At 31.9% G+C, this 16,879-nt stretch carries 18 protein-coding genes; 9 read left to right on the top strand and 9 right to left on the bottom strand.

The genetic code is table 11. From position 1 onward, the window contains the following. The first annotated feature begins 73 nt into the window (after positions 1–73). From V5E38_RS17710 to V5E38_RS17700, 3 genes are read left to right on the top strand one after another with little or no spacing between them, the layout of a single operon-like run. On the top strand, positions 74–565 hold the full coding sequence (locus V5E38_RS17710) for a DinB family protein (RefSeq protein WP_499210937.1): 492 nt from the start codon (positions 74–76) through the stop codon (positions 563–565). 11 nt (positions 566–576) lie between these two features. Then, the gene (locus tag V5E38_RS17705) at positions 577–1,053 is read left to right on the top strand and encodes a GNAT family N-acetyltransferase (protein WP_499210936.1); all 477 of its coding nucleotides are present in this window, start codon (positions 577–579) and stop codon (positions 1,051–1,053) included. A gap of 16 nt (positions 1,054–1,069) precedes the next feature. Then, positions 1,070–1,552, top strand: a complete 483-nt coding sequence (locus tag V5E38_RS17700; protein ID WP_499210935.1) for a methylated-DNA--[protein]-cysteine S-methyltransferase — start codon at positions 1,070–1,072, stop codon at positions 1,550–1,552. Positions 1,553–1,622: 70 nt separating this feature from the next. Here V5E38_RS17700 and V5E38_RS17695 read toward each other — a convergent pair whose 3' ends face one another. The 4 genes from V5E38_RS17695 to V5E38_RS17680 form a co-directional block, all read right to left on the bottom strand. Then, complete coding sequence (locus tag V5E38_RS17695; RefSeq protein ID WP_499210934.1) at positions 1,623–2,774, bottom strand: AI-2E family transporter; 1,152 nt, start codon at positions 2,772–2,774, stop codon at positions 1,623–1,625. Between the two features lie 186 nt (positions 2,775–2,960). Then, positions 2,961–4,883, bottom strand: a complete 1,923-nt coding sequence (locus tag V5E38_RS17690; RefSeq protein ID WP_499210933.1) for an LTA synthase family protein — start codon at positions 4,881–4,883, stop codon at positions 2,961–2,963. Between the two features lie 222 nt (positions 4,884–5,105). Beyond that, entirely contained in the window at positions 5,106–6,983 is a 1,878-nt protein-coding gene (locus V5E38_RS17685) for a vWA domain-containing protein (RefSeq protein ID WP_499210932.1), read from the bottom strand. 19 nt (positions 6,984–7,002) lie between these two features. Beyond that, positions 7,003–7,896 carry an ATP-binding protein gene (locus V5E38_RS17680; RefSeq protein WP_499210931.1) on the bottom strand — a complete coding sequence of 298 codons (894 nt, stop codon included), beginning with the start codon at positions 7,894–7,896 and terminating at the stop codon, positions 7,003–7,005. Between the two features lie 385 nt (positions 7,897–8,281). Here V5E38_RS17680 and pflB point away from each other — a divergent pair, with 385 nt between their 5' ends. From pflB to V5E38_RS17665, 3 genes are all read left to right on the top strand, one after another. Continuing rightward, on the top strand, positions 8,282–10,507 hold the full coding sequence (gene pflB, locus V5E38_RS17675; protein ID WP_499210930.1) for a formate acetyltransferase: 2,226 nt from the start codon (positions 8,282–8,284) through the stop codon (positions 10,505–10,507). Positions 10,508–10,601: 94 nt separating this feature from the next. Next, positions 10,602–11,351, top strand: coding sequence for a pyruvate formate-lyase-activating protein (pflA, locus tag V5E38_RS17670; RefSeq protein WP_499210929.1), 750 nt, complete (start codon positions 10,602–10,604; stop codon positions 11,349–11,351). 176 nt (positions 11,352–11,527) lie between these two features. After that, complete coding sequence (locus V5E38_RS17665) at positions 11,528–11,707, top strand: hypothetical protein (RefSeq protein ID WP_091023201.1); 180 nt, start codon at positions 11,528–11,530, stop codon at positions 11,705–11,707. 107 nt (positions 11,708–11,814) lie between these two features. Here V5E38_RS17665 and V5E38_RS17660 read toward each other — a convergent pair whose 3' ends face one another. The 4 genes from V5E38_RS17660 to V5E38_RS17645 form a co-directional block, all read right to left on the bottom strand. Then, positions 11,815–11,940: a YfhE family protein gene (locus V5E38_RS17660; RefSeq protein ID WP_069035250.1), complete on the bottom strand. Its 126-nt coding sequence runs from the start codon at positions 11,938–11,940 to the stop codon at positions 11,815–11,817. A 68-nt stretch (positions 11,941–12,008) separates the two neighbouring features. Beyond that, a complete protein-coding gene (locus V5E38_RS17655; protein WP_025671591.1) occupies positions 12,009–12,569 on the bottom strand; it encodes a GNAT family N-acetyltransferase in 561 nt (186 codons plus the stop codon). Between the two features lie 317 nt (positions 12,570–12,886). After that, positions 12,887–14,017: an amidohydrolase gene (locus V5E38_RS17650; RefSeq protein ID WP_025671592.1), complete on the bottom strand. Its 1,131-nt coding sequence runs from the start codon at positions 14,015–14,017 to the stop codon at positions 12,887–12,889. 18 nt (positions 14,018–14,035) lie between these two features. Then, positions 14,036–14,932 carry an epimerase gene (locus V5E38_RS17645; protein ID WP_499210928.1) on the bottom strand — a complete coding sequence of 299 codons (897 nt, stop codon included), beginning with the start codon at positions 14,930–14,932 and terminating at the stop codon, positions 14,036–14,038. A 79-nt stretch (positions 14,933–15,011) separates the two neighbouring features. Here V5E38_RS17645 and recX point away from each other — a divergent pair, with 79 nt between their 5' ends. Further along, on the top strand, positions 15,012–15,830 hold the full coding sequence (recX, locus tag V5E38_RS17640) for a regulatory protein RecX (RefSeq protein ID WP_499210927.1): 819 nt from the start codon (positions 15,012–15,014) through the stop codon (positions 15,828–15,830). Positions 15,831–15,974: 144 nt separating this feature from the next. After that, positions 15,975–16,298 (top strand): YfhH family protein, encoded by a 324-nt coding sequence (locus tag V5E38_RS17635; RefSeq protein ID WP_069035247.1) that lies wholly within the window; start codon positions 15,975–15,977, stop codon positions 16,296–16,298. Between the two features lie 17 nt (positions 16,299–16,315). On the opposite strand, the gene sspK is transcribed toward V5E38_RS17635, so the two are convergent. Then, positions 16,316–16,471 (bottom strand): small acid-soluble spore protein K, encoded by a 156-nt coding sequence (sspK, locus tag V5E38_RS17630; protein ID WP_084007022.1) that lies wholly within the window; start codon positions 16,469–16,471, stop codon positions 16,316–16,318. Positions 16,472–16,591: 120 nt separating this feature from the next. Here sspK and V5E38_RS17625 point away from each other — a divergent pair, with 120 nt between their 5' ends. After that, positions 16,592–16,870, top strand: a complete 279-nt coding sequence (locus V5E38_RS17625) for a YfhJ family protein (RefSeq protein WP_097978302.1) — start codon at positions 16,592–16,594, stop codon at positions 16,868–16,870. The last annotated feature ends 9 nt before the right edge of the window (positions 16,871–16,879 follow it).

Raw genomic sequence — 16,879 nt, 5'->3', positions numbered from 1 at the left:
TTTTTTACTTAAAGGTAATTTTTACCTCTTAGTAGAATAGCTTAATTAATCAAAATTGTAAGAGGTGACTGTAGTGAATCTGAAGGAATATCAATGGGTAAAAGAAAATCGTGAGGCATTGTTAAATTTTTGTGGTGAATTAAAGCCAGAGGATTTTACTCGTAAATTAGACGGGTTTGGTTTCAAAAGTGTTAGAGAAACTTTACTACATATGGCAGAATGTTATATTGCATGGATTGGATCTTTTATATTATTGAAAACGAAAAAGCCAATTACGCCGAAGGAAAACGTTGTAAATCTTAGTCTTGATGATATTAAATCAAGATTTGATCAAGCTGATTTATTCGTGAGTGAATTATTGGATATGACAGTTGACCGATTGAATAAATTAATTGTTAGAAAGATTCCATGGAGAGAGCATAATGAAGAAATATCTATCACACCGATGAAATTGCTAGTACATACGATCACACATGAATATCATCATAAAGGACAAATTGTCGCGATGGCTCGACAGATGGGTTATATTCCACCTAATACCGATGTTTTAGGTACTGAGGATTAAGGTGGGATAAAATGAATTTGAGGTTGGCAGATATAAAAGATATAGATCAATTAATTAAGATGAGATGGGACTTTACTTTAGAAGATTATGAGACGGGCAGAATTAAAGAGAGCGAATACAATGACTTTTACAGTGAATGTCGTGATTTCTTACTAAATGCAATAAACAGTAAACAATGGTACATATGGGTTGCTGAAATAGAAGGTACAATTGTTTCCCATATTTATATTGAACTTATTCAAAAAGTACCTCGACCTGGTAGAGTGACTAAACCTTTTGCTTTCATGACGAATGTATATACATTAAAGGATTATCGAGAGAAGAGGATTGGAGGAAAATTAATCTCCCAAGTTAATAAATGGGTAGGCGAAATGAACTTCGAATTTGTTATTGTTTGGCCAAGCGAACAAGGTGTTAATTTTTATAAGCGAAACGGTTATAATCAATGTATTGAAGCTATGGAGTATTTTCCAAATTTAGATAAATAATCTAGGAGAATGATATATGAATCAATTAGATACAGCTTTTATAGACACTCCGTTAGGTGCATTAAGGATCGTTGGAAATGAAAAAGGAGTAGCATTTATTGATTTTGTCAAAGAAGAGAATGACGAAATTCAAAAAATAGTGCCACCTTCTTTGAAGAATGCAGGAAATGAATTGATTGAATATTTCAGTGGATTTAGGAAGGAATTTAGTATTCAGTCAATTGCAAAAGGAACTCCTTTTCAAGAAAGTGTGTGGCGGGAATTAGTTAAAATTAAATATGGAGAAACTGCTTCATATGCAGATATTGCTAATCGTATAGGGAACCCGAAGGCAGTAAGAGCTGTTGCGAATGCAAATGCAAGAAATCCATTAAGTATCATCGTTCCATGCCATCGCATTATTGGGTCAAATGGTAAGCTAACAGGCTATGCTGGTGGACTGTGGAGGAAAGAATGGCTCTTAAATAGAGAGCAGGGAAGAGAGACGTTTAAATTGTAAAAAGAAAGAGCAGGAATAAAGGAAGTGTTAAGAGTGAATATCACTCCAGCTTCATTATTCTTGCTCTTATTTATTCTTTTGGCTCGTTATCGTTGTTAATGTTTATTTCGATATTTGTTTCAATATCGTCATCAATAATCTTATCCGCGAATTTCGCTTTTTTCCTTAAATTGATGATTCTAGTTATATTAACAATCACTACTTTACATATTGCGTATGTTGGCACAGCTAAAACCATACCAAGTACACCTGCAAAGTTACCAGCGAATAATAATAATAGAATAATCGTTAAAGGATGAATATTTAACTTTTTCCCCATGATATATGGTGAGATTAAGTTGGAATCAATTTGTTGAACAATTAAAATGATCAGTACAACGAATAAAGCTAATTTAGGAGAAATTAGAAAAGCAACGATCACTGCAGGAGCTCCACCAATAAACGGGCCAAAGTAAGGGATAATATTTGTAATAGCAGCTACTAACGCTAAAATTAAGGCATTAGGTATGCCGATAATACTATATCCAATAAATGTTCCAATTCCAACAAAAATACAAACAATCGTTTGACCTTGAATGTAAGAAGCCAATGTTTCGCTTGTTTCATTTGCAATATGAATTGCTTCATTCCTTAAGCTTTGTGGTAAAAAACGAGACATCGCAGCTGGAAATTTATGACCATCTTTAAACATATAAAACAGTATAAATGGAACTGTTAATATGATTAACGTTACATTACTTAAAATATTGAAAAATGCACCAATTCCACCAGTTATGCCACCGATAAATACTAGGGCATAGTCTGCAACTTTCTTTTCTAAATCTTTAATTTCAACGTAATTTTGACTTCCTAACCATTTCTCTAATAGGCCAATCTTATTTGTTGCTTCATTTACAATTGTTGGCATATTATTTACCAAATCTTTAAATTGTTCAGTTAAGGTTGGGAATAAATTAATGATAGATACTACAGCAATTAGGATTAATCCGAGATAGAGAAGAAGAATGCCTATCGAGCGGGGCACTTTTTTTCGCTCTAAAAAATCAACTATTGGTGCAAATAGGAAATATAGAAAGATTGAGACAAGTATTGGCGCAAATAAAGTACTAATTAAAATAGCAATTGGTTGAAATAAGAATGATATTTTTGTTCCAACGAATAAGACTAAGAATAATAATAGTAGTTCGATCGTCCAAAATAATAACTTAGAGTTTTTATACAATTAATATCCTCCCACTATATTTTAATTAAAAAACTATGTATAAATACCATATTATAACAAAAAGAGATGCTTGTAAAAGCATCTCTCGGTGTATAGATAAAATACTAAAAAATTGATTTTCATATTCAGACTGTTGACAAACTAAAAATTTAATAACTAGACTGTGAGGTTCTTTTGAAGTACACTTTACTGATTTGGGTCAGTTATTGTTTGCATTGTACCTGTTTTATGCTTGTTGCCACTGTAGAAACGGAATAAATCACCGTAAACAATATTATCTGAAAGTGTTAGCTCTTTTTTGGCTTTATCAATTAGTAGTTTCGCTTCTTGATCAGGAACTTCTACTTTTTCAGCAGTTAATCGATTATAAAATTCATTAGAGCCAGCTACATAATAATATTTACTTGTAACGAAGCTGCCATCACGGAAAACAATGAATTCCGAATAATCTGGGCTAAATAGATCTTTACCAAATTCAATATCTGTTTTTGTATCAACGCCTAACAGATGAAGAATGGTAGGTTTTACATCAATTTGACCAGCAACCTTTGAGATCGTTTGACCTTGTTTTTGCTTAGGTAAATGAATAATAAATGGCGTACGTTGTAAATCCATATGGTCATATGGAGTAATTTCGTCTTTACCTAAGAACTGAGCCATTGCACGATTATGGTTTTCAGAAATACCATAATGATCACCATACATAACAAGAATCGTATTATCATATAGACCTGATTTTTTCAGACCTTCAACAAAGTGTTTAATTGATTCATCCATATATCGTACTGTTGTTACATAACGATCAAGTGTCTCGTCACCAGAATTATATTGATCAATGTATTGATCTTGTGGATCAAGTACGAAAGGATAGTGGTTTGATAAAGTTAAGAATCTAGTATAAAACGGTTGTTTCACTTGTGATAAAAGAGGAAGTGATTGTTTAAAGAAATCTTCATCCTTTAATCCCCAGTTTACAGAGTTTTCATCAGTAATATTATAATCTACTTCATTAAAGTAGCGATCGTAGCCTAAAGAAGGGTACATTACATTTCGATTCCAGAAGCTTTTATTATTTGCATGGAAAACAGCTGAATAGTAGCCTTGATCTTTTAAAATTTCAGGAGTAGCCATATATTCGTTATTTGCATGTGTAAAATAGACAGCACCGCGATCTAATGGATATAAAGAGTTATCAATAATGAACTCAGCATCAGATGTTTTTCCTTGACCAGTTTGGTGATAGAAGTGATCAAAATAATAACTTTCTTTAATGTATTTATTTAAAAATGGAGTTATTTCTTTACCATTAACCTTTGCGCCAATTGTGAAATTTTGCATTGATTCTAAAGAAATAACAATAACATTTTTACCTTTATATTTACCGAAAAGCTTTGCATTTGCTTTTGCGCCGTTACTATTTACATAGTTTTCAATTTCAGTTAATTTACTGCTATCTGCAAAGGCCTTTTGTGTTGAAGTCTTTGTTTGAAGTGATAAATCATAACCTTGGTAAACATATAATCCAAGATTTTTTACTAGCATTTCACGATCAAACGAACGAGTAAGTAATTCAGGTCTTTCCATTTCAGCTAAACCTAAGTTTAAAACTGCAATTGCAATCGTTATTAAATAGTAAGTTGACTTCATAAATGAAGGTACTCGACCAGTGTTTGAAAATTTAGGAAATTTCTTTGAGATCAAATATAGGATAAGAATATCAATAAACATAAATAGAATTTTAAAGCTTGCTAGTTCTTTTACACTTGATCCTAAATCACCCATATTACTAGTTTGGAACAGCACTGGTAATGTTATGAAGTCGTTAAAGAATCCGTAAAATAAAACGTTTCCACATAAAAGCAAGGTTAAAATGAAATTAATCAATAGCGCGATCGTATTCCGTTTTTTCCCTTTGAAAAAAATTGCGATCCCTACAAGGAATAATGAGGATGCCAAAGGGCTAATAAATAATATTACATTTTGAAAGACTGTATCAATTTTTAAATCGAATCCAAACAGAGTAACAATATACGTTTTTAGCCAAACTACTAACGCAACCAGTAATACGAATCGTACACGTGAAAATGTTGCTTTAATTGAAGTAGGCATAGTCCTAATCCCCCTTAAATACAAAACAAACTAGCGGTTATTCACTAGCTTTTCTTTAAATATGCATCTCTCTAAGTCGTCAAAATTTATCGTACTCCGTTTAATTTTAAAAATCAATAGGAAATACGATTTCGTTATGTAAATCTGTTCGACAAAATTTATAAAATAAAAAGAAATAGGCCACTAGTAAGCCTATTTCTTTTCATCTTATGGACAACTATCTTATTCTATGCTTCTTAATAATAATTTTTTTAACATTGGTTTTAGTTGAAGTCTTAAATCTTCTGCATTTGAGGCGATTAAGTAATGGTGCTGATAAATATTTTTCATTAATTGTGAAGTTTCTTCTTGATGTTCTTCTTCCTCAATGAATGTACCGATTACCTCAATTCCAAGTTTTCTAGCTTGTTTAACTGCTTCATGTGTATCGATAATCCCATCCTGGAAATAATCTAATGCTGAAGGTTCGCCATCTGTAAACACGAGCAAAAATTTATGCTTTTCCGAACGTTTAGCGAGTTCTTCTGAAACAATTCGAATCATTAGGCCGTCACGATTATCCTCTTCTTCTTGAAGTTGCATAATGTTTGGACCTACTGAAGGCGATAAAGAGCTTGAAAACGGAATGACTTGATGTAAAATATTTGGTTTGTCTTCTTTTGTTGCATTTGAAGCATCCTCCCAAAAGCCACTAATGCTATGAGAGATTTTTAATTGTTTTAATGTTTCATGGAATAAAATGACGCTTTTTTTCACTTCATCCATTTTATTAAACATCGATCCAGAGCAATCAACTAATAAGTAGAAAACGGCATCTAATTCTTTCGATTCAGTTTGTTTTTTATAAAACATTTTAGGAATTTCTTCTGTGAAAAGTCGAATCCATTTTTTATTTAACCTACCATAGTACTTATCAGTAGGTGCATTTTGTTTATTTTCTAATGATTTTTCAATCGTTTTTCTTAGTTCTTTAACATCTTTAGATACCATTGAAGACAATGTAGAATACTGTTTCTTTTCGGTAACGGTTTGCCCAATTGCCTCTTTATATTTAATAGAAACATTACTATTGTATTTACCAAAAGGATTTTGCTGTGAAGAGGATGAATTCGTAGCCTCATATGAATCAGTTTGTTTTGACTTTTTATTCTCTCCTTGTTTGGAGGAACCAAATGCATTTGCAATTGCCTGATCGCCGGCCTCTTCTTCACGTGCAAAATTTGCTTTAATAGAAGTTTTTGTACCACTTTCAACTTCAAATCGTAAAAAATTATCATCTGTTTCATTATTTTTGCTTTCTCTATGCCAGGTTGATAATCTTTCGTCTTCGCTATTTCTTTCATCAAGACCCTCTTGCTGGTCGTCATTTTGAAGCTCTTTTACTTTACTATTACATGAAGCTAATTCGTTAATTTTATTTAACGGTAAATAGCCAAAATATGTGTGAATCATATCTTCCTTATATAGTGCGAGTAGTCTCTGCTGCACTCTAAATACAATGGAAGAAACATCACTTGTTTTTTTAGCTTCAAACGCTTGGAAGAGGATTGGTAAAATATCCTCGAGTTGTTCATTCGTTTGATAAGTTAATTGAGTAGAAGTAAGTGAAAGATAAATTAAACAAAACAATTGATCTAATTGGAAATTACGCATTTCATTTGCTTTAAATTGTGATTGAAAATAATGTCTATATATTTTTTTTCTCGTAGAAAATAACTGTCTTGTACCTGGTCTTTGATGAATAATTAACTCTTCAAGTCGGATATCCTCAAGAAGGACAAACAATTGTGTGAAAAAACTTTTTAAATGAGTTTCCTGTAATTCCTTTAGTGTATCTTTGAATTCACTAAAATCTGAGTAATGTTTATTACCTAAAGCTTTTAAGTATACATCTGATTTCAAACCTTGTAACTGTGTATTATACTCTTGTGTATCCCAAAAATGACTTACAGTAAATTTTTGTTCTTCATCGTCGTAATACGCCTGAAAATCAAATTCTAAAAATGAACTTCGATCTTTCGAAAGAGAAATCGATAAATTTTCCATTTGAAGAAAAGTGGAAGCGTCGATTTTTTTATTGTTAAAAATGATTTGTTTCATATGTTAATCATCACTCATTTCAAGAAAGAAAATAACTTTCAGCTAGTTCTCTAACAGTTACACGCTCAATGTCATCACTTAATTTAGCGATAATTGTGCGTTCAATTGCTCGAAGTACTGGTATATGAACAGATAAATCACATGCGTCAAGAACACCGCGAATACTTGCTGCATCTTCACTAATTCTGCCTTCACTTGCTAATGGGATTAAATCACTTGAAAAGCTTGTGAATTTCTTAAGTAGGTCTTCATCTTTTAGTTCAGATTCATCTTTTAATAACTGAAGTAATGATTCCCCGTTAATGTATGGAACATCTATAATAATGAAGCGATTTTTTAAAGCTTCATTTAATTCGCTTGTTCCTACATATCCTTCATTTATTGCGGCGATTACCCTAAAGTTTTCGTCACCTTTAACTACTTCTTGAGTAAATGGATTTGTAATCATTTTTCGATAATCAAGTGCACCATGTAGTAATGGTAATGTTTCTGGTTTAGCCATGTTAATTTCATCGATGTATAAAATATGACCTTTTTTCATTGCTTTCATTAAAGGTCCATCGATGAAAACTACTTCAGATCCGTTCGAATTAGAGGCAATTGTGTTGTATCCAACAATACCTTCTAAATCTAAATCAACTGAACAGTTTATGCTATGCATCGGTTGATAAAGCAATTTTGAAAGAGTCTCAGCTAAAACCGTTTTACCACTTCCTGTTGGTCCTTTTAATAATATATTTTTACCAAGAAGAAGGGCAGTAATAGCATCTTCTAAAATCGTTGTGTCTTGAGAAACATATTGTTTTGTTCCGATTAATAATTGCTCTTCTTTTAAAACTTTTTGAATTTGTTCATTATATATTAAATTTAATTTTTCATTAATCGAATTAGAAAGATTTAGTTTTGTATTCATAATTACTCCTTTAAAGAAACATTGTTCAATTTGAGATTATTCATTTTTGTATTAACCATTGTATTATCGTATATCCGGATTGTGAATGTCTTGTCCACTTTTTTAGTGAATTTGCTAATACAGTAACTATCTTTTGAGTATAACAGTTTGTTGTTTAACTGGAAAGTTTTCAGAGTGAATTACTATTTATATGAAGCAAATGTAATTTAGTGGAAAGAATTAGTTGTTTATATGAGTTAACTTCTTAATTACTTTGTTCAATGTTTCACAATATGTTCATAATATAAGTGAAAGTTTCAGTTCATCGTATGATAAATTAAATACGTAATCTGTTATATACTTAATTAACTTTCTGTATTATATGCAGTAGAGGAGGAGTAATACGATGGAACAATGGAGACAATTTGAAACTGGACGATGGGAAAAATCGATTGATGTAAGAAACTTTATTCAAAAAAATGTTAAATCTTATGTTGGGGATGAATCTTTTCTTGTTGGGCCAACAGATGCAACTAGCAAGCTTTGGGATATAGTACTTAAATTATCTAAAGAAGAACGCCAAAAGGGCGGAGTTTTAGATATGGATACGAAAATTGTATCTACAATCACTTCACATGAACCTGGTTACTTAGAGAAAGAATTAGAGCAAATTGTTGGATTCCAAACGGATAAACCTTTTAAACGATCATTACAACCATATGGTGGGATTCGAATGGCTGAGGCAGCTTGTGAATCCTATGGATATAAAGTTGACGAAGAAATAAGCAAAATATTTTCAGAATACCGAAAAACACATAATCAAGGCGTATTTGATTCTTATACAGCAGAAATGAAAGCAGCAAGACGTTCGGGTGTTATTACAGGTCTACCTGATGCATATGGTCGTGGAAGAATTATAGGTGACTATAGAAGAGTAGCATTATATGGTGTAGATCGACTGATTAAAGATAAAATTGATACTTTAAATAAAACGACAAGTGTTATGTCAGAAGAAGTAATACGAGATCGTGAAGAACTAAATGAACAAATCCGTGCATTAAATGAATTAAAACAAATGGCTGCAAAACATGGATTTGATATTGCTGGACCTGCAACAAATGCAAAAGAAGCTTTCCAATGGTTATATTTTGGCTATTTAGCAGCAATAAAAGAGCAAAATGGAGCAGCAATGAGCTTAGGCCGAGTATCGACATTTTTAGATATATATATTGAACGCGATCTTGAAGAAAATACTTTAACTGAACAAGAGGCTCAAGAATTAGTCGATCATTTTGTAATGAAACTACGATTAGTTATGTTTGCTCGTACACCTGATTATAATGAATTATTTTCTGGTGATCCTACATGGGTAACTGAATCAATCGGTGGAATTGGAATAGATGGTCGTCCACTTGTAACGAAAAACTCGTTCCGCTTTTTAAATACATTAGATAACTTAGGACCGGCTCCAGAACCTAACTTAACAGTACTTTGGTCAGCGAAATTACCAGTCGGATTTAAGCAATATTGCGCTAAAATGTCAATTAAAACTAGCTCAATTCAATATGAAAATGATGATATCATGCGTCCAGAATATGGTGATGATTATGGTATTGCATGTTGCGTTTCTGCTATGACAATCGGTAAACAAATGCAATTCTTTGGTGCACGTGCAAATCTAGCTAAAGCATTGTTATATGCAATTAATGGTGGTAAAGATGAAAAGTCGAAAGCACAAGTAGCACCTATGTATGCTCCGATTACATCAGAGTATCTTGACTATGAAGAAGTAAAAGTTAAGTTTGATGTTTTATTAGATTGGTTAGCAGGCTTATACGTTAATACATTAAATTGTATTCACTATATGCATGATAAATATAGCTATGAACGAATTGAAATGGCACTACATGATCCAAATATAAAACGTACAATGGCAACAGGTATCGCTGGCTTGTCAGTTTGTGCTGATTCATTATCTGCTATTAAACATGCAAAAGTTAAAACAATTCGAGATGAGAATGGTATTGTCGTTGATTTCGAAATTGAAGGAGAGTATCCAAAATACGGAAACAACGATGATCTTGTTGATGACATTGCAGTTGAACTTGTTGAAAGCTTTATGGCTAAAGTAAGAAAACATAAAACATATCGTAATTCAATTCATACAACATCAGTTCTAACGATTACGTCAAATGTTGTATATGGTAAAAAGACAGGTAATACACCAGACGGAAGAAAAGCAGGTGAACCATTTGCCCCTGGTGCTAACCCATTACACGGACGCGATACAAACGGAGCGTTAGCATCATTAAGTTCTGTAGCAAAATTACCTTATGAAGATGCACAAGATGGAATTTCAAATACTTTCTCAATCGTTCCAAAAGCATTAGGTAAAGATGAGAGTACACAAAAATTAAACTTAGTAGCTATGTTAGATGGTTATACAGAAAAGGGCGGACATCACTTAAACGTAAATGTATTCAATCGAGAAACATTAATGGATGCGATGGAACATCCTGAAGAATATCCACAATTAACGATTAGAGTCTCGGGTTATGCAGTTAACTTCATAAAACTAACTAGGGAACAACAAATTGACGTAATAAATAGAACTTTCCACGGTTCTATGTAAAATCCCTGTAATTCATGCCTAGTGAGGGAAATGCTTCACTAGGCTTTAATGTTTTTACTAAATTAGGAAAAAAATAGTTAAGAGGTGAATGACAATGGTTTCAGGAAATATACATTCAATTGAAACTTGTGGAACTGTCGATGGACCAGGTCTTAGGTATGTAATCTTTACTCAAGGATGTTTATTAAGATGTCAATATTGTCATAACGCAGATACGTGGAAAATTGGAGTAGGTAAAGAAATATCAGTTGATCAAGTAATGAAGGATATTAAGACCTATATCCCATTTATGAGATCATCTGGAGGTGGCGTTACAGTTAGTGGTGGAGAACCATTATTACAATTAGACTTTCTATTAGAACTGTTTAAATCTTGTAGAAAAAATGGGATTCATACAACGATTGATACATCTGGTGGATGTTTCTGTACTGATCCAAACTTTCTATTAAAATTAGACGAAGTATTAGAATACACAGATTTAGTATTATTAGATTTAAAGCATTTTGATGAAAAAAAACATATAAAACTTACGGGAAAATCAAATGAGCAGATTAAATGCTTTGCTAAATACTTGGACAAGAGAAATATCCCGGTTTGGATTAGACATGTCTTAGTTCCTGGAATCACCGACTCTGAAGATGATCTAATAAAACTAGGTGGCTTTATAAACACTTTAAATAACGTGGAAAAAGTAGAAATTTTACCATATCATCAATTAGGAGTTTATAAATGGGAAGCATTAGGATTAAAATATCCTTTAAAAGATATTCAACCACCCTCAAATGAAAGTGTAAATCATGCTTATCAACTATTAACTCAAATGAAAGAATTACAAACTTGTTAATAAAACTAATACTTTGAATTGTCCTTTAAATGTTAGTAGGCGTCTAACATTTAAAGGACAGTTTATTTTATAAGATTTTTAAGAATATTTAGACGATTGACTAAAATAAATTTGAGGTTAGTGAATATAATGAAAAATAGTCATTTTTAGTTTCTTATTTTAAAGGGTGAATTTTTATGAAGGAGTTTCGATTTTCTTGGTATGTTTTACTAGATGATCAGAATGGAATCGAAGGGGGATCTTTTGTTCGAGGAGAAAAAATTGAAGATGAAATGCATCGAATAAAGGAAAAACTTAGTAAGGAATATTATGTTAGACCGTCCTCGGTTTATATTATTGAATCAAGTGAAATTTAAATAAGATATTGTAAATTTTGCAAGATGGTTATACGGAGCATCACTGTTTATAAAGTTATTCTAGAAAAACAAAAAAAGGCTTCCTAAGAAAGCCTTTTTGAATAAAATTATTTGCCTATGCCATTAAAATTAGTATAACCTGCAGCACGATCAGCTCTTTTAAATTCCTTTGCATATAATACTTCTTGAGTAGAACTTAAATTACGTCTCGTTTTATCTTTTCGTTTATCCACAAAAAACACCTCGCTAAGTTATAAAATCCTTAGTAAGTCTCTCCATTTTTTGTGGCTGATATACTTAATTATGCTTCTTTTAAATGTGTAACTTCATGTTGTTGGTAATCTTCACGCATTGTATGCAATAAATAATTGTCTTTAGTAATTTCAAATAGATCGTAAATTTCTTCATTTTGATTTATTTCATCATATAGACATTTACGTGATTCATTTGCTAATGATGCGTATGGTAGTTTACTTGCAGCATAAAAAGAGCGTTTATTCACTTTACGAATACGCATAAAAATAGAGTTGATTCCTAAATCGTGAAATAACTCATGGAAGAAAGCGTCTTTTGCTGGTTTATTATAACCCATTCCGTGAAAAGGTTTGCCTAACCAAGTTCCTAAAAAGCCATATCCATCTTCAATATCATGTAAAGAAATGTTACCAATAGGGTTACCCCACTCATCTAAGATTGTTCTTGATATCATTTTTCCTTGTTCTTCTAGTTCGATTGCTTGTTTTGTGATAAATAAGAATTCTTCGTACGAATTTGCTTTATGGCGCACAAAGGGAAAGACATCAGGATGCACCATAAGTTCAAAAAGTACAGAACAATCTTGTAAATCTCGCTGTTTCAGCATCTCTACTCCTCCTCATAATAAGGGTAGCGAAAGAAGGTTACGCCACCCGCGAAATTTTTGTGAGGACTAAACAATAAAATTTAAAGTCCTGTGAAGTGCATTAACTATGAATAAATTATGAATAATTTTTTAATGCACCCTAAAATTTCGGGGTGGGAATCGAACCCACTAGGACCAGCGATTTACTGGTGGCTCACCATTTGCCTTTCCCGTTAAAATACTATATAAGAAAAGTGTTTTAACACTTTCTATTTAATTTACCGCAAACGTTCTTACTATACTATAATAAACGATTTTGTTCAAATTGCAAACTAAAATTATTCGATATTTTTATACACAATTCTACCATCTATGACAGTGAGTAATGGTTTAGCCATATAATGAAACGGATGATGAGACCATAATACTACATCACCGTCTTTACCAATTTCTAAGCTACCAATTCTATGAGATAAATTAAGATTTTTTGCTGGATTAATCGTAATTGCTTTTAAAGCTTCGAGCTCAGGTAAACCTTCTCGAACTGCTATAGCTGCACATACATTTAAATACTGAATTGGTGTATAAGGGTGGTCAGTTGTAATTGAAACACTTACCCCAATATCAGCAAGAGCTTTGTATGTAGTCCAGGATTTATTTTTTAATTCGATTTTTGAACGTCTAGTTAATGTAGGACCAACAGATACTTGAAGGTTTCGATCCTTTAAATGGTCAATAATTAAATGACCTTCTGTACAATGTTCAATTCGTATATCTAAGTTAAATTCTTCGCCAAAACGTATAGCTGATAAAATATCATCTGCACGATGAGCATGAATTCGTACTGGAATTTCTCTATTTAAAGCTTTAATAATTGGTAAAATTCGAAAGTCATCTGGGTTATGCGAGTTTTTAGCTTCATAGAATGCTTCACGTAGCATTCCCATAATACCCATTCTAGTAATTGATTCTTTATTCCCGTTACTATGAGTTCTTTTTGGATTTTCACCAAAAGCGATTTTCAATCCAGACGGTTCTTGAATAATCATTTTATCGACACTTTTACCATATGTTTTAATTGTACAAGTTGTTCCACCAATTACATTTCCACTACCAGGCATAATATGAGCTGTTGTAATTCCATGTTGGATTGCATCAGTAAAAGCAACATCAAGTGGCAATATTCCATCCATTGATCGAATATGTGGAGTCAATACTTCAATTGTTTCATTCGCATCATTTCCAGCCCAACCAGTTCCTTCGTCATATAGTCCTAAGTGAGTGTGTACATCAATAAAACCTGGAAAAAGTGGTTTTCCTGCACATTCTATGACAATTGTTTGATCTTCAATCGAAAAAATCTCAGGTGCAATTTCTTTAATTTTCCCATTTTCAATTAACAAATCATGGTTATATAAAACTTGAGAGGTAATGGGAAAAATGGTTGCATTTTTAAATAATAGATTCATGATAAATCCTTTCAAATACTAATTTAAAGTTAACAGTAAAGCTTCTTTTAAAGTTGGGAATTGAAAGTTATAATTAGTTTGGATGGCTTTAGAGGGCATAACTTTTTGACCTTCTAAAACTAGCATACTCATTTCACCTAGTAATAATTGAAGGGCAAAATTTGGAACTTTCAATAAATTTGGTCGATGTAAAGCTGCTGAAAGGGATCTGCTAAACTCGTTCATTGTTACTGGATTAGGTGACACTAAATTGATTGGCCCTCTAATTTCGGTATTTTTTATCGAATGAAGAATTAGTCCAACAACATCCTTCTCATGAATCCAAGATATCCACTGGGTACCTTTTCCGATAGGACCACCAATAAACAATTTATAAGGTAAAATCATTTTTGGAAGAGCTCCACCGTTTAACCCTAAAACAAGACCAAATCTAGCGAGAATAGTCCGAATTCCCAGTTCCTCAGCTTTTCTGGCAACAGTTTCCCATTCTCTTACAGTTGATGCTAAAAAATCATTTGAAATAGGCTTGTCATCTTCATTAAAAGTTATAGATCCCGAGGTTCCATAAAAACCTATTGCGCTAGCATTAATAAAAAGGTTTGGACGATGGGCTTGTCTTTCAAACCATGTAATTAGAATATTTGTAGATTTTATACGACTTTGTAAAATTTTGTCTTTTAATTGTTTAGTCCACCTACCGCTGTTTATTGATTCACCGGCTAAGTTAATGACTACATCAATGGACTCCCCAAAAGAATTCGAGGTTAATTGATCCCAATTAATATAAGTAATAAATGGATTAGATGATGTTCTTATATTTCTTGTGACAATATAACATTGAAATTCATGTCGAATAAATTCATTTATTAATTGAGATCCAATAAACCCTGTACCGCCTGTAAGAAGAATCTTCATCCACGCATCTCCTTAATACATAATATGATATTATTATTTTTATGTGTACATAAAAACAAAATTTATTTTGAGGTAAATTATGTCTATAATAACGAAAATTCAAGTTCAAAAATTAAATAAAGAACGATTTAATATTTACACAGATAGTGGGAATGGTGAAGAGTATTCATTTAGTGTAGATGCTGATACTCTTGTTAAATTTAACATAAAAAAAGGTCAATCATTTGAGCCATTTGAACTAGAAGAGATATTAAATGCCGATCAACTTAGAAAGGCATATCTTTCTAGCATTGTTTATTTATCTAGAATGATGAGAACAAAAAAAGAAATAGAACAATATTTAACAAAGCAAGAATTCTTAATTGATACAATACAAACTACAATTATCCGACTTGTAGAAGAAGGTTATATTAATGAAGAAAAATACGCTGATAGTTATGTCCGTACGTCTATTAATACGACATTGAAAGGACCAACAATCATTAAGAATGAATTAATAGCAAAAGGTATTAACAATTCTGTAATAGAGAAAAGCTTAATTTTATTTTCAAAAGATAAACAAATTCAACATGCTATTTCACTCTGTCAAAAAAAGGTTTCTGCACTTTCAAAGTACTCAACAAATCAAAAAAAGGCAAAGCTTGAAGAACTACTGAGAAGAAAAGGATATTCTGCAAACATCACTTCGATTGCAATTGAAGAAACACAATATGAAAGTGAAGAAGAAGATGAATTACAAGCTCTATTAATACATGCTAGAAAAGCGAAAAAAAAATATGAAAAATTAAGTGGCTGGGAATATACTCAAAAAATGAAAACAGTATTATTTCGAAAAGGTTTCCCAATTGATTTAATTGAAAAAGCAATTTTAATTTTAGAAGAGGAAGACCTAAATTAATTGGTTGAACTATATAAGAGTTCTAAACAATTGATTTTCAGACTGATTGCGAGCGCTTGTCAATAGTCTGAAGCTAAATTAATTGGTTGTGTGTTATTAGCTTGATATAATAAAAATATCTAAATGATTTAGAGGAGACTTAAAATGGAAATTCCAAAACGATATAGTGATTTAACGAAAGATGAATTAGTTCAAGAAATCAGCAATTTGAATCATCAAGCTAGAAAAGCTGAACAAATGGATATGATCAATGAACTTGAAGTTATACTTCGTAAAAAAACGATGGCTCAATCATATTTATTAGACGCAAGTCAATTTATTCCTGGGGAACAATATGAATTAATTGAAGAACCCGGTGTATTATTTATGATCACATATATGAATGGTATCTTTGCTTGGGGGCATAAAAGCACTAGTGAAGAAGAAATAGGAATCCCAATCGCATTATTAAAGAAACCAGGGATGTAAAACCCCTGGTCAAATTTCTATTCATCACGATTACTTTTTGCCATACGATCTCTTGGATTTGTATTAATGCTCCCATTTGGACGGATCGAAGCATTTTGTGATTTGTAATCTATATTACCATCAATAGCCATATCATGCTTTTGTTTTGAAAAACGTTCACTTTTTGTTGTCATCTTAGAAATCCCTCCTAGTGATTAAAACTAATTGATGAAATGAACCATCATCAATATGATGACCATTTTGAATTTAGATATGATGATAATAAATGTTTAAAAATTGGAAGGTGTAATTAAATGGAGAAATATTTAGAGCAATTAACGGAGCTTTTACTAAAAGAAAATAGTCATTTAACATACTCACAAGCAAAAATTTGGGTTGAATGGTTATGGGAAGATTTTGAAGCAACTTATGCTAAAGCTGGAGAATATCATGGAGAACAAATGTCTAAAAAGGTTGTTCAACAATTTATTTTCCAATATGGAAAATATTTGCATGAAACAGATATAAAAATTGCAAAGCCACCAGGTTTAGAAATGATAGAAACGAAAGAGAAGGATAATCTTCTTCATTAATTAAATAAC

This window comes from Rossellomorea sp. GAMAL-10_SWC (assembly GCF_049568075.1).
Lineage (GTDB): Bacteria > Bacillota > Bacilli > Bacillales > Bacillaceae_G > Gottfriedia.
Note: the sequence above shows the minus strand (reverse complement) of the source record. Positions and strands in the feature narration are given on the sequence as shown.

Bases quoted from the DNA above. Each gene is read 5' to 3' on its own strand.
- recX (WP_499210927.1), top strand. From the start codon at position 15,012: ATGTCTATAATAACGAAAATTCAAGTTCAAAAATTAAATAAAGAACGA.
- V5E38_RS17700 (WP_499210935.1), top strand. From the start codon at position 1,070: ATGAATCAATTAGATACAGCTTTTATAGACACTCCGTTAGGTGCATTA.
- V5E38_RS17625 (WP_097978302.1), top strand. From the start codon at position 16,592: ATGGAGAAATATTTAGAGCAATTAACGGAGCTTTTACTAAAAGAAAAT.
- V5E38_RS17705 (WP_499210936.1), top strand. From the start codon at position 577: ATGAATTTGAGGTTGGCAGATATAAAAGATATAGATCAATTAATTAAG.
- V5E38_RS17685 (WP_499210932.1), bottom strand. From the start codon at position 6,983: ATGAAACAAATCATTTTTAACAATAAAAAAATCGACGCTTCCACTTTT.
- V5E38_RS17635 (WP_069035247.1), top strand. From the start codon at position 15,975: ATGGAAATTCCAAAACGATATAGTGATTTAACGAAAGATGAATTAGTT.
- V5E38_RS17665 (WP_091023201.1), top strand. From the start codon at position 11,528: ATGAAGGAGTTTCGATTTTCTTGGTATGTTTTACTAGATGATCAGAAT.
- V5E38_RS17645 (WP_499210928.1), bottom strand. From the start codon at position 14,932: ATGAAGATTCTTCTTACAGGCGGTACAGGGTTTATTGGATCTCAATTA.
- V5E38_RS17680 (WP_499210931.1), bottom strand. From the start codon at position 7,896: ATGAATACAAAACTAAATCTTTCTAATTCGATTAATGAAAAATTAAAT.
- sspK (WP_084007022.1), bottom strand. From the start codon at position 16,471: ATGACAACAAAAAGTGAACGTTTTTCAAAACAAAAGCATGATATGGCT.
- V5E38_RS17690 (WP_499210933.1), bottom strand. From the start codon at position 4,883: ATGCCTACTTCAATTAAAGCAACATTTTCACGTGTACGATTCGTATTA.
- pflA (WP_499210929.1), top strand. From the start codon at position 10,602: ATGGTTTCAGGAAATATACATTCAATTGAAACTTGTGGAACTGTCGAT.
- V5E38_RS17655 (WP_025671591.1), bottom strand. From the start codon at position 12,569: ATGCTGAAACAGCGAGATTTACAAGATTGTTCTGTACTTTTTGAACTT.
- pflB (WP_499210930.1), top strand. From the start codon at position 8,282: ATGGAACAATGGAGACAATTTGAAACTGGACGATGGGAAAAATCGATT.
- V5E38_RS17650 (WP_025671592.1), bottom strand. From the start codon at position 14,017: ATGAATCTATTATTTAAAAATGCAACCATTTTTCCCATTACCTCTCAA.